Source organism: Mucilaginibacter pedocola (assembly GCF_002013915.1).
GTDB classification, from domain to species: Bacteria; Bacteroidota; Bacteroidia; order Sphingobacteriales; family Sphingobacteriaceae; genus Mucilaginibacter; species Mucilaginibacter pedocola.
Genome location: NZ_MBTF01000036.1, coordinates 103,170 through 123,406, shown reverse-complemented (window position 1 = coordinate 123,406; position 20,237 = coordinate 103,170). Strand labels below are relative to the sequence as shown.

General features: G+C 47.1%; 5 protein-coding genes. 1 reads left to right on the top strand and 4 read right to left on the bottom strand.

All coding sequences use genetic code 11. The annotated features are described in order from the left end of the window. Positions 1-2: 2 nt before the first annotated feature. The 4 genes from BC343_RS25310 to BC343_RS25295 form a co-directional block, all read right to left on the bottom strand. Complete coding sequence (locus BC343_RS25310) at positions 3-386, bottom strand: hypothetical protein (protein WP_078350609.1); 384 nt, start codon at positions 384-386, stop codon at positions 3-5. Between the two features lie 132 nt (positions 387-518). After that, on the bottom strand, positions 519-16,928 hold the full coding sequence (locus tag BC343_RS25305) for an MBG domain-containing protein (protein ID WP_078350608.1): 16,410 nt from the start codon (positions 16,926-16,928) through the stop codon (positions 519-521). A 612-nt stretch (positions 16,929-17,540) separates the two neighbouring features. Further along, on the bottom strand, positions 17,541-18,131 hold the full coding sequence (locus tag BC343_RS25300; RefSeq protein ID WP_078350607.1) for a hypothetical protein: 591 nt from the start codon (positions 18,129-18,131) through the stop codon (positions 17,541-17,543). Between the two features lie 73 nt (positions 18,132-18,204). Further along, positions 18,205-19,395: a winged helix-turn-helix domain-containing protein gene (locus BC343_RS25295; RefSeq protein WP_078350606.1), complete on the bottom strand. Its 1,191-nt coding sequence runs from the start codon at positions 19,393-19,395 to the stop codon at positions 18,205-18,207. Between the two features lie 30 nt (positions 19,396-19,425). On the opposite strand from BC343_RS25295, the gene BC343_RS25290 reads away from it, so the two are divergent. Next, complete coding sequence (locus tag BC343_RS25290; RefSeq protein WP_143822346.1) at positions 19,426-20,205, top strand: CPBP family intramembrane glutamic endopeptidase; 780 nt, start codon at positions 19,426-19,428, stop codon at positions 20,203-20,205. Positions 20,206-20,237: the final 32 nt, after the last annotated feature.

Genomic DNA, 20,237 nt, shown 5'->3' with positions numbered 1-20,237 from the left:
CCTTAACCGCCTACTAATTGCGTCAATTTTATAAAACTTACGGCCATGCCCGAGTGCAGCAGCACCTCTTCGTCCAAATCTTCGGCCTGCGTATTATCTATCAATACAAAAAAACCATTATTCTGGAACGCATGCAGGGCAACGTAGGCTTGCTTTTCGGCATCAACTACTTTTTTGGGTTTAACGCCATTAAGCGTTTTTTCGGCATCGGTAGGTTGTACCAAACCGTTAAAGCCAAGGGGGGTCTTTTTGTTGTACTGCTCCACCTCCCGGTATACGCGCCGCATAATAATATCGCGCACGGTAACAGTTTCGGTTTTAAATTCCATCTCAAACTCGTGCAGTAATTTGCCCGTAGCGCTTTCGTCTTTTATAGTGATAACCATTTTATTTTACGGTTTTATCGATTTTTCAGGTTGAACTAAAGGTATGCAAAATCTTAGCTTGCCCGGCAGTAAATTTTAACAACAAAGCCACCGCGTTATGCGATGGCTTTGCGTTTTTTAGCTATGAGGCTACTAATATTTAAGAATGAGGTAACCGGCCTTTCTCTTCATCTCGTTACCCTGTTTATACTCGAGTACATAGAAATAAGTACCGGCCGCCAGCATGGCATTCCGCCCGCCCACATTGGCGTGCCCGTCGAAGGCATTGTTTTGGTTATCATACCTCGATGCTTCAAAAACCTTGTTGCCGCCTTTGTCGATAATCACCAGTTTGTTATCGGCAAAGTTGCCAATGTTTTCAATGGTAAACACATCGTTTATACCATCGCCATTGGGCGATAGGGCACGGTTTACTACAGGTTCGGCATCGTTGGTTTCAACTTTCATTATAGCGTCCGGCTTGTTCACCGCCGCAATATTGGCCGATGCAGGCTGGGTGACGGTTAAGGTACCGGCCACATAGCTGATGGTATAATTATTAGCGCTTGCCCCTTTTGCCGTAATTGGGTAGGTACCCACCGGAGACGAAGCCGTAGCCGTAGTACTAAGCGTTGGCTGGGTGCTTAATACCGATGTGCCCTCTCCGTTTTTAAAGCCGGTATAAGTTGCCGTTAATGTTGGGTTAGCTGCACCGTACACTTTGCTCAGGCTTGCTGCGGTTATTTTAAGCGCTGCTTTTGACACCGTGAGCAACCCATTAGTGTAGCTGATACTGTAATTAGGCGATGCCGCGCCCGAAACCGTTATGGCATAACCACCCGCAGGCGATGTTGCCGTAGCCGTTGTGCTTGCCTTAGCCTGAGTGGTAAGTGTGGTAGCGCTTTCGCCATTTACAAAACCGGTATAGGTTAAAGTAAAGGCGGGGTTGGCGCTGCCGTAGGCACGTGTAGCGTCGGCAACCTCTACCAGCAAGTCGGCAGGGTTAATTTTCAATGTACCTGCCACATAACTGATGGTGTAGTTTGGCGATGCAGCACCGGCTACCGTTACAGGGTATGTACCCACCGCCGATGCGGTTGTAGCAGTAGTAGTAACGACCGGCTGCGTAGTTAAAACCGCCGCGGTTTCGCCATTTTTAAAGCCCGAATAAGTTACCGTAAGCGCCGGGTTTGCCGAGCCATAGGTTTTATTGAGGTTTGGTGCCGTAACAGTTAACGCCGCAGGGTTTACCGTTAAAGTACCCGCTACATAGCTGATGGTATAATTTGCCGACGATGCCCCCTTCACAGTTATAGGGTAATTACCCACTGCCGATGTTGTAGTTGCGGTAGTGCTAATTATTGGCTGGGTGGTAAGCACCGTAGCGGTTTCGCTATTCTTAAAGCCGGTATACGTAAAGGTTAAAGCCGGGTTAACCTCGCCATAAACCTTTGTTTGGTTTGCCGCGGTAATTTTAAGCGCCGCTTTGTTTACCGTGAGTAGCCCCGGCGCGTAACTTATAGCGTAGTTTGCCGCTGTTGCGCCGCTTACGGTTATTGGGTACGCCCCGGCCGGCGATGTGGTGGTGGCTGTAGTTGTAACCATGGGCTGTTTAGTAAACACCGTTTGGGTTTCGCCGTTTACAAAGCCGGTATAGCTAAGCGTAAGCGCAGGGTTGGCCGAACCATAAGTTTTGCTCAGGTCGTTAGCCTCTATCAGCAATGGAGCTGCCCCCACCCGCAAAGTGCCGTTTACGTAACTAATGGTGTAATTTGATGACGCAGCGCCCGATACTGTAACAGGGTAGTTGCCTGCCGGCGATGCCGTTACTGCGGTGGTGCTCAACGCCGGCTGCGTGGCCAGCGCACTTTCTGTTTCGCCGTTTACAAACCCGCTATAAATAGCTGCCAAAGGCGGATTAGCCGCACCATATGTTTTGGCAACATCAGCAGCAGTTATGGTAAGCGACGCAGGCGTTACCGTGAGCGTACCTGCAACGTAACTAATGGTGTAGTTGTTAGCGCTTGCGCCTTTTGCCGTTACCGGGTAAGTGCCCACCGGCGATGTAGTTTTGGCCGTGGTGCTAATGGTTGGCAATGTACTTAAGGCCGATGCGCTTTCGCCATTTTTAAAGCCTGTATAAGCCACCGTTAAGGCAGGGTTGGCTGCGCCATAAACTCTGCTTGGGCTAACTGCCGTTATTTTAAGTGCCGCTTTTGATACAGTAAGCAAACCATCGGTGTAGCTGATGGCGTAGTTAGGCGAAGCAGCCCCTGTTACCGTTATGGCATAGCCACCGGCCGGCGATGTGGTAGTAGCGGTGGTGCTTGCCTTGGCCTGCGTTGTAAGGTTTGCAGCGTTATCGCCATTTACAAAGCCGCTGTAAGCAAGTGTTAAGGCCGGGTTTGCCGAACCGTAACTGCGGGTAAAGTCGTTGGCGCTTATTAACAGATCGGCAGGTGTTACGGTAAGCGTACCGCTAACATAACTGATTGTGTAATTAGCCGATGCTGCACCCGAAACCGTTATAGGGTAAGTACCCACCGGCGATGCCGTTACAGATGTTGTACTAACAGCCGGCTGGGTGCTAAGCGCTGTTGCGGTTTCGCTATTTTTGAAGCCCGCATAGGTTAGCGTAAGTGCCGGGTTAGCGGTACCATAAACTTTACTTTTGTTTACAGCGGTAATGGTTAATGCCGCCGGCGTTACCGTTAATGTACCTGCAACATAGCTTATAGTATAGTTAGCCGATACAGCACCGCTTGCCGTTACCGGGTATGTGCCCGCAGGCGATGCTATGGTAGCCGTTGTACTAACAGTTGGCTGTTTGGTAAGCGAGGCCGCGGTTTCGCTGTTTTTAAAGCCGGTGTAGGTTACCGTTAGGGCAGGGTTGGCATCCCCATAAACCCTTGCCGGGCTTGCCGCCGTAATGGTTAACGTTGCAGGGCGTACCGTTAACGTACCCGCAACATAACTGATGGCGTAATTAGCCGATGCCGCACCGCTCACGGTTACCGGGTAAGTACCCACGGGCGATGCTGTAACAGCCGTTGTGCTAACTTTTGGCTGGGTTGTAAGCGCGGTGGCGGTTTCCCCATTTTTAAAGCCTGTGTAGGTTACCGTTAGAGCCGGGTTTGCCGAACCGTAGGCTTTGTTTACACTGCCTGCCGTTATTTGCAAGGTAGCCTTTGTAACCGTTAATGTGCCCGCAACATATGTAAAAGTATACCTGGTAGATGATGCCCCCGATGCCGTAAGTGCGTAACTACCTGCCGGCGAAGCCGTAGTAGCCGATGTTGATACAGTTGGCTTGGTTGCGAAAACTGCATCGGTGTTATTGTTTTTTAAACCTGTATAGCTCACCGTAAAGGCAGGATTAGCATCTCCATACTCCTTACTTTGGCTATCAACCGTAACAACAACCGGTGCTTTGCTAACCACCAGCGCCCTCGTTATAGAAGTTTTGCCATCGGTAGCGGTGATATTTACGGTACCGGCTGTTATGATACGTATAAGCCCGGCAGAAGATATGCTTACAACCCCTGCAGAACTTAGCGAATAGGTTACCGCCCCATTGCCGGATGTAGCTCCGGCGCTGAAATCGGCATCGCCATAAGTTTTGGCCGCCAAAGTATTAAATACAAGCGGCGCTGTGGTCATATTAACATAAACTGTCACCACATCGGTAGTGCTCAGCTTGCCATCGCTCACCACCAGCAAAAACGAAAGTGTATCTTTCTGGTTGTTGTTGGCAAGTGTAAATGTAGGCGAAGCGGCAGACGGGTCGCTTAGCGTTATGCCTGCGGGGGCCGTCCAGCTGTAAGTTAGCGCATCCGAATCAGGGTCGGCAGAGGCCGAGCCATTCAGTTTTACCTGCCCTGCTGTTGTGGCTGTAATATCGGTTCCGGCGTTTGCTACCGGAGCCCTGTTATTATCGCTAACGGCCCAGCTAACAACCGCTGCAGTTGTGCCGGCAATGCCGCTGCTGTATTTGTTTAACGAAGCCATGTTTAACGACAGCTTATAATTCCCCGGCAATGAGCTTAATGCAGCCAAACCGATTATGTTGTAAAGCGTTTCGCTTTGCGGCTGAATGGTAAGCGACGACGACGGAACAACAACACCGTTGCGGGTTAATTGCAAAGCACCCGGGATGCTTGTGGCGTTCAACAATTTATCTGAGAAGTTTACCGCCATGGCATCAACTTGGGTAAATAAAGTTTGATTGTCGGCAAAATTCCATTTGGCGGTAAGTGGTATATCATCCACAAATAAAGCCTTCTCGGCTGTAGCAGAAAGCCCGTTTTTGTCGGTTGCTGTAATTACCAGCTTCATATCGCCGCCTTTTGCCAGCGTAACCGGTACCGAAACATCGCCCGCCGCCATATTGGTAAACGTCGCCAACGCCTGCTGCCCGCTGGCATCTTGCTGGGCAATGGTTAATTTAGATGCTACGGCACTAAGCTTCAGGGCCACATTAATTGCAAGCCCGCTGGTTATGCCGTCGGTGCTTGAGTAGCCTTTATCCGGCGTAACCACCAATTGCGATATAGCCACCAATGGCGTATGGCTAACTGACCATGTAAGCTGTTTGGTACCTGTACCGGCATTACCAACAGCATCTTTAGCCAATGCCTGGTTAATGGTAAGCACATAGCTGCCATCAACCAATGTTGCTATACCTAAATTACCCAAACGCCAGGCCTGCCCATCGGTACTGCTTAATTGCCCTATGGCCAGCGGAATTGTGGTGCCGTTGCGGGTGAGCTTCAAGGCCGATGTATTAAAGCCAGCTACAGGTTCGTTAAATTTAAAATTGACGTAGGTTACCTGCTGGCTTTCGAACCCTTCTTCGTTCGATTTTTCGAGCGTTAATACCTGCGGGCCGGTTTTATCAACCGTTAAGGTTACCGACTGCTGGGCCAGCCCGGGCTTGTTATCAGCCGATTTGATATTAGGCAGGTCGACAATAAAATCGTAATCCCCGCTTTGGATTAGTATGCTACCCAGGCCCGACAGGTAAAATAACTTACCATCGGCCCTTACCGAATCTATAACCACGCTGCCGCTTTGCACTACACCACCTTTTTTGATAATGAATCGCGCGGGCGTAACACCGGTTACAGGCAAGTTAAACAGTACCTGCATTGTGTTGTACGATGCTGCAAGGCGGTTATCCGGAATACCCTGAAATGCCTGAACTGCCGGCGTAGTTGGGTACTGGTTCCAGCTGGCTTGTTTGCCAACTAAACCTTTTGTGCCGTACATATCTGCAATACCTGCCGCCTGCACAGTAAAGGTATAGAAACCGTTACCGGTGGTAAGTGCCGAAATATCGATATTGAATGATGATGAATCTACCTGTGTTACCAATGCCGATGAATTGATAAGGTTTGACCCGCCCTGCAGGGTAAGGCTAAGGTCGGTATAATCAAAAGTAGCCGGATCGATACGTTTGTTGAATACCACCTTCAGCGTTTTTACAGCTGTTGCGGTAAGTTGCTGCGGTACATTGTAAATGCTGTCAACTTTGGGTACGTTAAGGTTTTTAGGTTTCCAAACTACATTGTAAGTTACCGGGGTAAGCGCAGTAAAGCGGTCAACAAAGTGGAAGTTATTTTCGTAAACCGGCTTTTGGTTTAGCGGCAGCGTTACGAAAGTTAGCCAGGCATTATCAAGCGGAATTACCTGCCCGTCGCTACGGATTACGCTTTGTAAATCGTAAAGGTTATTGCCGGGGTCGGGCAGTTTTATGTAATTGTAACCGGTATCAACCGCGGCAACGGTAAGTACATTTTTAAACGTTGGCGCAGCAACCGGTGCCGAGAAGCTGCCAGATTTGGCAGGGTTAACTTTGGCTGTACGATTGCCCTGCGAGAAGTAAATAATGTCGGGCACGCTATTTACGTCGAAGATATCGTTCACCAGGAAATCGTTAATGCCATCGTCATCGTTGCCGTACAATTTGATGCTTTTGGTAAGCTCGTGCAATTTCACACTGTTAATAAGGCTTAAGTTGGGGTTTCCATAGCTATCATCATGCACTACGTTGGCATCATAGCTCACAAATTTACCCAATAGCGAACTGGTGAAATACCATTGCCCTACACGGCTTTGCATTGCCGGTATGGGGCCAAAACTAATGTTCTCGACACCCAATTTTTGAGGCTGGCCCTGGAAGTTGGAGCCGGTAAGTTTAAACTCAATAGCCAGCCCCTTTTCGTTATCTACAATTTTAGGCTGTGCCGATGATATAGACATATTAACAGCAGCGCCATATCCCTGGTTTTGCACCATAACCACCAACTCGCCGGGTACCGAAGGTTCAATGGCAGCGGTAAGCGGGTCATCACCAAGAATATTCCGGTTCATGAAATAATGCAGCGCCAGGTTTGGCCCGGGGTTTACCGTAATAGGCACGGACGATAGTGGTAATGTTACCACCGCTTGCGCGTATGGGTCAAAATACGTTACAGAGCCACCAAAGAAGTAAATTTTAGGGGCTGTTGGTGCCGCAGCAAGTGTTGGTATAAAGAGGTAGTTAACACCGCCGGTAGCCTGCGCGCTTATTTGTCCGTTGCCCGAAACATCAGAAAGGTTATCAAGGCTTTTTTGTTCTATCTGGAACAAACCATTGCTGGGTATGCCATTTTCATCGGTAATACTGATATCCACCGAAAGTTGTTTCATAGCTTCGGTAGGGTGGCCGTTACTAATTCGAAGGTTGCCCTCAAATGCTTCGCGCGTAAGTGCAGCCTGCTGTTTAAATTGTACACTTACCGATGCGCAAACAGATTCTTTACCGGTATTAATTATTTGATCAAGGTCCTGATACGATTTGCTGTGCATATCCGCTATCGATTCGTAACCCTTACTTATAGCGTAATTATGCTGATCCACCAAGGTATCGGCATAGCTGTTTATTTTTGTCCAATTTATAATATTGGGGTATTTAGTGTTAGGAGCTAAAACATTCTCGTTAAGCGCAGTTATTGAAGTGTTCCATCTCGTAAAAAATGCATTTATTGCTGCAGGTTGTACATCATACCCGGCAAAAGCGGAAATGATGCTGTTTTGTGCGCTTGCAGGTATTGTGGTGCGGCTATCTATATATTGTTTAAACAAGCCCGTTTGATGCTGCCAGGCCTCATTCATAGCCAATTCGCCATAGTATTCGGTATTGGCTTTTATCAGCATATCAAATGTACTTTCTACAGCGCCCAAATTGGCAGCAATTTCTGCAAGGGCAGCATCGGGTCCGCTATCAACAGGCAACGAAAGGCTTGCAACCCCGCGCGCATTCGGGTTCTGAAACACTCCCCTTCCGCAGGTGTTAATAGCAGTTAAAGTATTTCTTAAGCATCCAAACCACGGAATGATTCTGTTCATCATGTGATCGCCGGCTGCATCTCGTAGACAATCAAAGTACTCGCGTGCTTTGGAATGCTCAAAAAACTTACCAAGCCCGCAAAGAAAAAGATCTGCGGCCAGTTTGTATTTATCATAAGCTTCTTTCACGGGAATGCAGCTAACAACAGCACCGGCAATACTGGTGAGGCAGGTGTTGCAACCTTTTTTTTCCGTCAGGAATGCGGGAATTTCATAAGGGTGTTCCGGATCTGCCGGATTTAAGCCGCCACAAGTTAAACAAATTGCTCTTGGCAGGGTAACGTTGCCTGCACCTCCTGCAGCAGCCCAGGTGTAAATTAGCCCATACAATCCTGTTTTTGAAAGGTTAAGCGTTCCGTCGGGATTTAAGGCGCTCCCTTGCTCATAGCAATTGCGGTTTTCATATTCAAATGGAAAAGTAACCTTCTCCCATAGCCCGGTTTCGAAATTACACTTATAGGTATAGGCAGTTAAAGTTATTGGATGGCATTCTCCCTGCTGTGCAAACTTTTTGGCTGTTTCAATATCAAAATACTCGGCTATCCGCCCAAAAGAAAATCCGCCTATACCGCCCGCTACTGCCGGAGTAGTGCGCAGGCGCATTAAAACCGGCACCTGTATGCTTTGCCGGGCCGCCAAATCGGTTGGTACATAATTCATTACAAATTCGTACTCCGGGTCGTTATCCGGCAAGCTGAGTGATACTTTTTCGGCAGTTATCAATCCGTAATTAGTAAGCGTCACATTGAAAGCGAAGGTTTGTGCGCCCGTTAACTTTGGCATCACTTTAGGCATATCTATAATTACTACCGGTTTTGGCACCTCTGTTTCGAATTTAGTTTCGAGGGTGACGGTGTAATTATCCTGTATGGCTGTAGGCGTAACTTTCCAATCAAAAGTAATAGCCTGGTAATCTAAAAATGCCGATACGGCAACCGTACTGCCGGGGTTTATAGTAACTGTGCCACTGTAGGGTTTATGTTTTTCTTTTTCCACGGTAATGCTGTGCTTACCCTCGGGTATTCCTGCAATGGTGTAAATGCCGGTCGAGTCGGTGTAGCCATCAGCGTATACTTGCCCGGTGAAATAATTCTTTATCTGCACATGGGCATTTTTAACATTAGGTCCGCCTTGCGAGTAGAAGGTAAATTGGTCGGTTGCAGTAAGCTTAACCGTACCCGTAGCTGATGACACTTTTTTGAAGGTAAATGGCACCGAAAGCGCCGCAGCATTTTGCGCAGAAACTTTTAGGTTGCCATTAATCGGGTAATCAAAGGGCACCTCCGCGGCAGCTAAAAACTTCAGTACAACCGTGGTGGTATCACCAGGGGCCAGCGATGGCAGGTTTTTAGGCGTAACACTGCTAAGCCAGGCTGCCTGCGGCAATGCTACCGTTACCGGGCCCGATGCAGCAAGGCCTTTATTAGTCAGCTTAATTTCTACCTGCCGTTCGCCTTTTACAGATGAGGCGGTAACATCAATCTTGTCAACATCGGCAACCAAATTGGCATTGGCTGCGCGGCAATAATAATATAAGTCAAAATTCTGAATGGTACCTTCGTTAGAGGCGGCCCTTAGCGTAGCCAACTCAAAAAGGTCGCCGTTGGTTACTGTAGCGCCATAAATGGAGTATTTGATATCAACAGTAGCGTTGGCCGGCAGCGATGCCAGTTTCTCAAATTTCACATACGCGCCTGCCGGTAATTTTACGTTAGCCAACGTAAAATTACCTAATGCCCTGCCGCTCAGGTTTTGCACCTTCAATGTGCCTTTAAGCGTATCTTTTTGCGTAACGAGTATCTGCGGAGTTTCGCCCCCGTTAAGTTTTACGCCTACTATATCAAAGGCATCCTGCTCGGCAGCAGCCTCCAGGCCCGGGAAGCTTGCACCAACCGTATAATGGCCCGCCTCGGTTGCCAATGGGCTAAACTGCGCGGTAAATTTCCCTGCTTCGTTGGTGGTGGCGGCTATGGTACGCCGCAAGCCATTAGTAATAATATAAACTTCTACAGGCTTGTTGGCAACTGCAGCAGTACCAGTTACTGCCGTACCGGTTACAGCAATAGTACTGCCTTGTAAAACGTAAGTAGGAGCAACCTGTGCAGTTGCCGTATAAGCCGAAATAATATTTATTGGCAAGGCCTGCGATATATTGTTTGTGCTAAGCAATTCGGCAGGCGAATCGTTAGGGTTAACCCAAAACAGCACTTTATAATTGCCCGTTGCAGCCGGGGCCGCCACAGCATTTAAAACCTCCCTGGTTTGCCCTGCGGGGATACCATCTTTGGTAACGCTTTCGGCAAGCACAACGTCGCCTGCATCTATTGCATCATCCTGAGATAGGTAAGCGCGCACCAGCACTCCCGAAGGCGCAGTTGCACTACCCGTGTTTTTAATGGTTAGCTGATAATTGATTAGTGCGCCTGCATTTACAGTAGCGTTGGCAAGCTTGGCGGCTGCCACCTGCAGGTCGGGTTTGTTAATATCTGTAACCATTACCCAGATTACACCTGTTGCAAAACCTGCCGCGGTTGCTTTCAGGTAAACTTTTTTACTGCCATCGGCCAGGCCGTCATCCTTAGTAGTAATAGGCACATCTACATAGGTTTGGCCTGCGGGTATTACCGCTGTGGCAGGCAAGGTAACCTCTTTAGTATCTGATGATGTTAGGGTAAGTGTTAAGGCCGAATTGGTTGGCGTATTACGCGAGAACCTTACATAGCCGGCATTGGCAACACCTTCGGCAAAAGTTTGCTGGGCAACGTAGGTGGTTAAAGCAGGCCCGTCATTATCGCTGATGACCATAGATGCAGATACCGAGCCGGATGAAGTGGGAGGCGCCGAGCAGCCGCATGAGGCGATGTACAACGATGCATTTATTACCACGGTGCGCTGCCCGTCAACTATACTGTTATCAACTACGCCTATATCAAAAGTTTTTTCGTTTTCGCCTGCGGCAAGGCTTACTGTTGCCGGCAATAACAACGCATTGGCCACACTTGCCGATAGGTTTACCGTAAAGGCGTTACTACTGCCTGTGCCTGTACGGCGCAGCGTAGCCTGGGTAGCGTAAGCCCCCGCCCCTTCAGATACTATCCCGCTCTGAACAATCAATTCCAGGTTGGGTATATCATCATCGTTCACCGTTATTTTTGCGATGGCCGGTTCGCGTTCGGCAGCACCGGCGGAAACGGTTGCTTCTACCGCTATCTCTGGTGTTGTGTTTTGTGCTACAGTAACCGGCACATCAACATACAGTGCCCCGGTTGGTATAATTACCGATGCAGGTACCGGGAAACGTTTTTGATTACCGGAAGTGAGGTAAACCGTTAAGGGGCTCTTGGGTGCAAGGTTGGTATTTACCCTAAAGGTAACACTGCCGCCTTCGGTTATGGCAGATGGCAGGCTGGTAATGCTCAATGCAGCAACATCGTTATCTAACATAGTAATGCCGCTTTTTGTACCGAAGAAACTGGTGGCAGCGGCAGTGAGCGAATCGGCAATTGGGCCTTCTACCAAATTATTGTTAGGGGCAGCTATGGTAAACGATGCACCCGCCTGACCAGCCGGAATGGTTACCGTTGCCGGGATAGTAAATTTGGCAGTGTTTACCACACTAAGCCTTACTGATAAAGCTGCAGACAACGAACCCGTACGGCTAACTACGCCGCTTATGCTGCTACCCTCGGTTACCTCGCCTGCTGATAAGGCGAGGTTCAGCATTTTCCTTACGTTGAAAGAGGTAGCTTGTACGCCGGTATTATTGGCACCGTTGCCTTCCTCTTGAACGGTGGCTCCCGGTACAAGCTCCACTACAAACACACCTTTATCGCCAATATTAAGCTGGGTAGGTACGCCTATTTTGGTGCTTCTGGCTACTGTTTTAGCTATCGCGAGCGATGCGCCGCTATAGCCAACCTGCTTCAGGAAGGTACGGTTTTCGCCTGCTATGCCCTGCATGTAAATACGCTCTGCCCAATCGCCGTTTGACGCAAGTGAGCCATCGTTGGCAACTGTCCACGAAACGGTTACCGAATCGTTTGTGATGATGGTTACTTTATTAGCCAGTACATTTTTAACAGCCAGATCGGGCAGTTTGGGCACAACCGTAAAACTTTGCTGCACTGCGGCAGCGGCATTATAAAACTTATTACCCGCCTGGCTTGCGGTTATAACCACGTTACCCGGGGCAGTGATACGGAGCGTATCGTTTTTTATAGTTGCCGGCCCGGATGTTACAGCGAATGCCACTTTTAAACCCGATGATGAGGTTGCAACCAGTTTAAATGGTGCATCGCCTTCCTTTTTGGAAGGAAGAGCCGCAAAAGTGATAGTTTGCGCGCGACGCGTAACATTAAAAGTTTGCTGTGCCTGCGCCGGTTTAAAGCCGGCACTACCCGCTTGTTTGGCAGTTAGCGTAACCTTGCCGGTATCTAACGCTAAAAGCAAATTACCGGCCGCCAGCGCAGCAACGCCCGATGCAGGAACCGTTACAATGCTATAAGTAACCGGCAGTGCCGATGTTGCCGTGGCGTTAAGCCTTAAAGTATCGCCAACAAACTGCGTGGGGATGGCCGCCAAATTAACGGTTTGGTCAACCTGTGTGGTTTGCTGTACCCAAGGGATGAATAATACTTTGTTAGAAACTTTGTTGCCTTTGCCCTGGGGGTTTAAGGTAGTATGCAATGGCCCCGATGGGTCGCCCCAATACGAACTACGCGCGTCAACGGTATCGGCACCAGTGTTGTTTACGCCGTATTCGCTATTGCTGTAAATTTTGCTATTAAGGAGGGTCGGTTTGCCAGCGGTGTTATAAAAACCGACCTTATTGCCATAGAGGCTGGTTTCTGTTATTTTAGGGGATGCGGAGTTTTGGATAGCACCATAATAACTGTTTCGCACCGTACTATTTGATAATGTAATGTTACTGGCAATTTGCATAGATATCCCAGGACCGGAATAGCCATTACTAACGTCGCCCCATCCGTCCATCACTATATACTTCAACTGAGAATTTTTGCTACCTGCCCGGAGATACATTACACCGCCATTATTATGCCCTGAATTAGCAAAACCCGTAAATCGAATTGAATCCGCCTCATTTCCAATTGCATTAAGTGTGCCGTAAACATCTATCAAGTCGTTATAATTTTTTGACTGAATTTCAGTTTTGGGTTGTATCGTAAGTTTGGCATCTTCAGGAATGCTTATCCCCCCTTGCAAAATATATTTGGAGCCCGGACCAGGGTAAGGGAATATTTTTGCCCCTTCTATACTGCCATAATTTAAATAAATGGATGCATTAGACATATCAGATATGTTACCAACATTATTGGGGTTGGCATCAATATCCTGGCTGTAACTATTCCGCACTACGCTGTTAGATAGTTTTATTGTGCTATTTAAACGCATAGCTACACCTGGTCCCGAAGAACCATTACTAACATCGCCCCAACGGTCCATAACTACATATCGTAATTGGGAACTATCGCTGCCCGGACGGAAATACATTACACCGCCATTATTGTGGCCCGAGTTAGCGAAACCGATAAAGCGAATAGAATCGGCTTGCGTTCCAACCGCTGTTAATTGGCCGTAAACATCTATCAAGTCGCTATAATTCTTCGACTGAATTTCAGTTTTGGGCTGTACCGTAAGTTTGGCATCTTCAGGAATAGAAAGTCCTCCCTGTAAAATATATTTAGAGCCAGGGCCCGGGTAAGGGAATATTTTCGCCCCTTCTATACTGCCATAATTTAAATAAATGGATGCGTTAGACATATCAGATATGTTACCAACATTATTGGGGTTGGCATCAATATCCTGGCTGTAACTATTCCGCACTACGCTGTTAGATAGTTTTATTGTACTATTTAAACGCATGGCTACACCTGGTCCCGAAGAACCATTACTAACGTCGCCCCAACGGTCCATAACTACATATCGTAATTGGGAACTATCACTACCCGAACGGAAATACATTACACCGCCATTATTGTGGCCCGAGCTGGCGAAACCGATGAAGCGGATAGAATCGGCTTGTGTTCCAACCGCCGTTAATTTGCCATAAACATCTATCAAGTCGTAATAGTTTTTAGATTGTATCTCAACTTTTGGCTGTATGGTAAGTTTGGCATCTTCAGGAATGGAAAGTCCTCCTTGTAAAACATAATAAGAACCCAAGCCAGGATAGGGTAAAAATTTTGTCCCTTCAACGCTGGAATTGATCAAATAAACTGAGGCATTTTTCAAGTTAGAAATCGAGCTGGCGTTATTAACATCCATAACTACGGCACGTTCATTACCTGAAAAAACCACATTAGCAACAGATGGATTCCCGCTTGAAATATTTATACCTATTCCCTTGCTGTTGCGAACGCTACTATTGCTAATACTTATTGTTGATGTATTGATATTAACCGCTCCCCGATCTCCATAATAAGAGGTTTCACCCATTCGATCTATCGCTACATAATCCAACGATGACCTGATAGTGCCGTTAGACTGAAAAAGCAACTGCCCCCCATGACTAAGATTAGCATTATTAGGATTCGCAAAACCTTTAAATCTAATAGAATCGGTTATCGTACCCTTTGCTATTAATGCGCCATCAACAGTTATCCTATCTGTATAGTTTTTTGACTGTATTTCAACCCCCGGCGCAATAGTAAGCGTTACGCCATCAGGAATATTGAAACCGCCATCGAGCACATAGCGAGATCCGGTGCCCGGTTTAGGTATAGTAGCAGAAGTCGACATAGACTCGTAGCCAAGCCCTATCGCTGTATTAGTTAAGCTTGCAAACCCGCCAACGCTCGATGGGTACGCTGTAACATCTATAATGTTATTGGAAAACTTAATACTGCTTATTACCGGCGAAAAAGACTGGCCTATTTTAATAGCAGTCCCTTCGCTGTTTCGTACACTACTATTACTAATAGAAACTTTAGAAGAATTAACAGCGATAGCACCACGATCTCCGTAGTAATAAGTATCGCCCATACGGTCCATGGCTACGTATTGCAACGCCGAAGTTACTGTGCCTGCAGACTGAAAAACAATGCGCCCGCCATGGGTGTAACCACTTGCTGCATTGGTTTCAATACCAATAAAACGAATAGAATCTGCAGCTGTACCTTTGGCTATTAATGCTCCGTCGACGGTAATGTTATCATATACACTTTGCGACCGTATTTCCGTTCCTGCTGCTATGGTAAGCGTAATGCCATCGGGTATTGTAAACCCGCCATCAAGCATGTAATATGAGCCTGTACCGGGTTTTGCCATAGTTGCCGATTTTCCGAGAGATTCGCTGGTTAAGTAGATGGCGGTATTGGTTAGACTGCTCAACCCGCTTACACCTGACGGAAACGCTTGTATGTCGCGACTGTTATTTGCGAACGCAAGGCTGCTGAGTGATGGTGAAAACGACTGGGCTATCTTGATACCCGAGCCCTCGCTGTTACGGATATTGGTATTACTGATAGATACTTTAGAGCTATTGATAGCGATGGCCCCACGGTCGCCGTAGTAATAGGTATCTCCCCAACGGTCCATTGCCACATACTGCAATGCAGAGCTTGTTGCACCGGTAGATTGGAATACTATGCGGCCACCATGGGTGTATCCATTTGCGGCATTAGTTTCAAAGCCGGTAAAACGAATGGAATCGGCAACGGTACCTTTAGCGATCAACACACCATCAACAGTGATATTATCGTAAACACTTTTTGATTGAACCTCCGTTCCGGCCGCTATTGTTAAAGTAATGCCCGATGGGATAGTAAAGCCACCTTCAAGCACGTACACCGAGCCTGTGCCGGGTTTAGGAATTGTGCTCGATTTTCCTATCGACTCGTTACTTAAGTAAATTTGGGCTCCGGTTAAACTGCTTAGGCCGCCTACACTTGATGGATAAGCCTGTATATCACGCCCGTTACCTGCAAAAGCGATAGTGCTAACCAATGCCGAAGTAGATTGCGCTATGGTAATACCGTTGCCGCCATTGCCCGTAATTTTGGATGCGCTGATACTAACTTTATTTGATAGGTTAGCTGCAACCATTATCGCGCTGCCCTCACTGCCGCTTATCCGGCTGTTGCTTATTGTGGCAGAAGACGTGTTTATCACGATAGCGCCGCGGTCACCATAATAATAGGTATCGCCCCAACGGTCCATGGCTACATATTGCATGGCCGACATTGTAGCCCCTGCCGATTGAAATACAATGCGCCCACCATGGGTGTAGCCACTTGCCGCATTGCTTTCAAACCCTTTAAAACGAATAGAATCAGTAGCCGTACCTTTCGCTATCAGTACCCCGTCAACAGTTATTTGGTCGGAGTAAAAGTATGACTGTATCTCTACACCGGCTGCAATTGTAAGTGTTATTGCTGAAGGTATGGTGAACCCGCTCTCAAGAACATAAACTGAACCGGTCCCCGGCTTTGGTATAGTGCTCGATTTACCCAAAGACTCGTTACTAAGGTATATTTTGGCACCCGTTAAACCGCTTAACCCACCAACGCTTGAGGGATAAGCTTGAATATCTTTTGCATTATTAGAAAAAGAGATACCGCTGACCAACGCGGCGGTTGATTGCCCTATGGTAATACCGTTAGCTCCACTACCCGTAATTTTTGCGGAAGCGATGGTAACTTTATTAGATAGGTTAGCTCCGAGCATTATCGCGCTCCCTTCGCTATTGCTTATACGGCTGTTACTTATTGTTGCAGATGAGGTGTTTATTACTATTGCACCACGATCACCGTAATAATAAGTATCTCCCCATTTATCCATTGCTACATACTGCAAGGCAGACATTGTAGTACCTGTCGACTGGAAAACAATTCGCCCTCCATGAGTATAGCCGCTCGCCGCATTGGTTTCAAATCCTTTAAAACGGATCGAATCGGTGGCTGTTCCATTGGCTATTAACACACCATCAACCGTTATCTGATCGTAATAGTTATACGATTGCACCTCCACCCCAGCTGCAATGGTAAGCGTCGCACCTGCCGGAATATTAATACTTCCATCAAGAATATAAGGGCTTGCGGCTTTTGTCCAGGTGCCGCTTTGCTCGCCCGAAACGTGGGTTTGGGCTCGGAGGTTGGTTGCAAACGCAAGCATCAGCACAATGCTTGCGAATAGTTTAATGCGTGATAAGGCCATAAAAAGGTTATAACAATAATTTATTAATCAGGGCAAAGCAATACCGTTTACGGGCATCGCATATTTGCTGCCATTGCTTTACTTCGTTTGCAACCGAAGTATTGCAAGCGGCACTTTAAAAACGCTGAATATGTTTACCTTGAACCATAGGCCGCTGGGGGACGGATAGTATATACATGGCAAGAAAACGGGCTACGAATATGCGCCTGTGGAGGTATTAAACCCGGATAAAGAAATTTGATAATAAGGTATGGCCAAATAATGCCGACGAATAATTAGCCACTTATTATACCGCTAAAACACTGCTGTTTATCTTTATTGCGGATGTAAAGCACCAAGAACAAATACTCATCAACCAGCACTAAGATAAATAACAATAACACAAAAAACAGGCCCTATAGTAAAATTTATTTATTATAATATTTATAATAAATAAAGCCAAAACGCATTGATAATTAACAGTTTTGCCAACCACACGCGTAGCCAATTAGCAACGTCGCATCCATGACACTTAACTGACTATTAATAAGGAGCAATAAACGCGCATCTGGCGCGCGCAAACAGGCATAAGCCATAATAAATACGCAACCAATCCGTTGGCAGGGTCGGGTTTTAACGGCATAAAATTGCATTTACGCTTTCAACATCTTTGGCGCTTAGCAATTTATATTGTTTTGAACCTGAGGCGAACGCGCACATCCGGCATTTCTCTTCTACTTTATCTTTCAGGTATTTAATAACCTTATCGTTTTGGATGTAAGAGCGGTATTCATGCTTTTTAATACAACCTTCGCAGGCGGGGCCGCCTTCTGTAAATTCGTACATAAATATCAGCTTGCCTTCGGCACTGTAATAGTAATCTTCTTTGGCATACACATCGCCAACGGTGCCATAGTCTACCGATATTTTTACTATACGGTTATCGCTGTAATAATAGTCTACCTTCATTTGTTCATCGCACATAAATTCGAAGTGCTTCTTCTCGGTGGGTGAGGTGTTAATATCTTCTACTATTTGGCGAATGAAGACAATAGGATCTGTTGGTTCTGCGTCAGCTGCCGCCGTATCTGCAAGTACTGCATTGGCAGAATCAACCGTGTCGGTTAGGGATGCTTGTGTAGTATCTTGAGTTGGTTGGTTCTTTTTGCCCTCGCCACAAGAGAAAAGCAGGAGGCATAATATTGGCAGATAGATAGCTTTCATGGTTTTGGTAGAGCAATAACCTCACCAAAACCATTATAGAAACGCGCGGCACGCGCGCACCATCGACCGCAGACTATTTCAATGCATCCTGTATTATTTGCAAATATTCTTCCCTATTCGTTTTCTTAAACTCCACATCCCTGCATTGGTTAAAGCGTATAAAATCCTTTAATGCTTCTATCAAATTTTGCATCATGGCATCGCTTAGCTCCACCTCTTCAAAATGCAGGTTGTGTACGATAAGTACCTTTTGCTTGCGGTCGGCCTTGGCATCCATACGGGCAACAAAGGTGTCGCCAATTAATACGGGCAACGAGAAATAGCCGTACTTGCGTTTGGGTGCAGGCACAAAGCATTCCACCTGATAATCAAAATCAAAAAAGTCGCGCAGGCGGTGGCGGAAAACGTTCAGGATATCAAAAGGCGAAAGGATAAAAGCATCGCCCGATATCTCCACTTCTGTTTGCTGGTTGGGTAGCATGTAAAGTGGTGCAGTTTTCACACCCTCGATAGTTACCGTTAAAAGCTCCCCCTCCGCTACCATTTTAGCCAACTCCTTCTTCACCAAATTATCTTTCACAAAACGCGCACGCCAGGCCAGCTCTTTTGCCTGGGCAATACCTAAAGCACCCAGCGTACGGCGGATAACAAAGCGGGCATACTCTTCGGGCGAAGGCATGGTCTGGTCGGTGTCGGGCGGCACCAGGTTCAGCGGGACATCGTATACTTTATGAAATTTGGCGTTGCGCGTTATCATCAATTGCCCATAATAATAAAGGCGCTCCAAAGCTACCTTGGCGGGGCGCCAGTCCCACCAGCCGGTGCTGGCCTGCTCGCGGTCGTATTCAAAATCGCCCACCATTAACGGACCTTCGCGCTCTATGCGGTTCAGCACCTGCTTCATCAATTGCTTTTCGGCTGGCGTTAGCTGGTGGCGTTTAGTAAAAGCCTCTTTTATAGGTAACGAGAACCGAAAATCATGCATGGGGATGAAACCGGCATCCGAAGTGTAGTATTCAAATATCTGCCCATCCTCGCGCAGTTCGTCCAGCCAGCTTAGTTCGTAATCGGGTACGCGCGCTGCCATTACATTATGGTGCGCACGCTCAACAACGTAATTGGTATCTAACTGCAGGAAGCCCAGGTGGTTAATAATGTTATAAACCGCCTCTATCCCCGTACCGAACTGTGCTTTTTTGGCAAGCCCTGCGGCATTCAAAATAATTTTGCGGGCTTGTTGTTTGCTGAGCTTAATAGGTTGCATAGAAGCCAAAATAATAAATATATTGCGGTTATGAAGCAGGCATTATGGCTAATAGCGGGCTTTGCCCTATACTACATCGGGTTTAAAAACTTCGAGGCCATTATGCTTTTCTTCAACAAATGGGTGCACTACGGGCTGGCCGGCTATTTTTGGGCTTATGTGGCAGTAGGCATTCCCATTTTTGCGGCGGTCTGCATCATTAACAAAGGCTATAATTTCCCGGCCTACCTGGGGCTTAATGGTAACATCGGCATCGCCTTTATAGCTTCGCTTATTTTCGCGGCACCGTTGCTATTGGGTGGCTTTATTTTCTTCGGGTTAAAGCCGGTTACATCTGTCCCCAACCTAATTGCGCAAACATTATTCGCAGGCTTTTTTGAAGAACTGTATTTCCGGGGGTTCTTCTTCGGGCAGTTGTTTCGTAAAACGAAGCTTGGCTTTTTGCCGTCGATATTGGTTTGCTCGCTCATATTCGCCGCAGGGCACCTATACCAAAGCCACGATGCGGGTACACTATTCGGTGTGTTCATCACTACTTTCATGGGCTCGGTACTATTCGCCTGGCTATTTGCCGAATGGGAATTTAACTTGTGGGTACCCATTATCCTGCATACACTGATGAATTTGGCATGGGAGCTTTTTGCCATGAGCGAGAACGCTTTCGGTAATATGTCGGCGAATATATTACGCGGCATTACCATTGCTCTCTCCATCATTCTTACCCTCGTTTATAAAAAGCGTACCGGCCGCAAGCTTGCAGTTAACCGCCATACATTATTGTTAAAGCCTGCTGCAAAACCCTTGCAATAAATTATTGCCGGCACCAACTTCTAAGTAGAGTT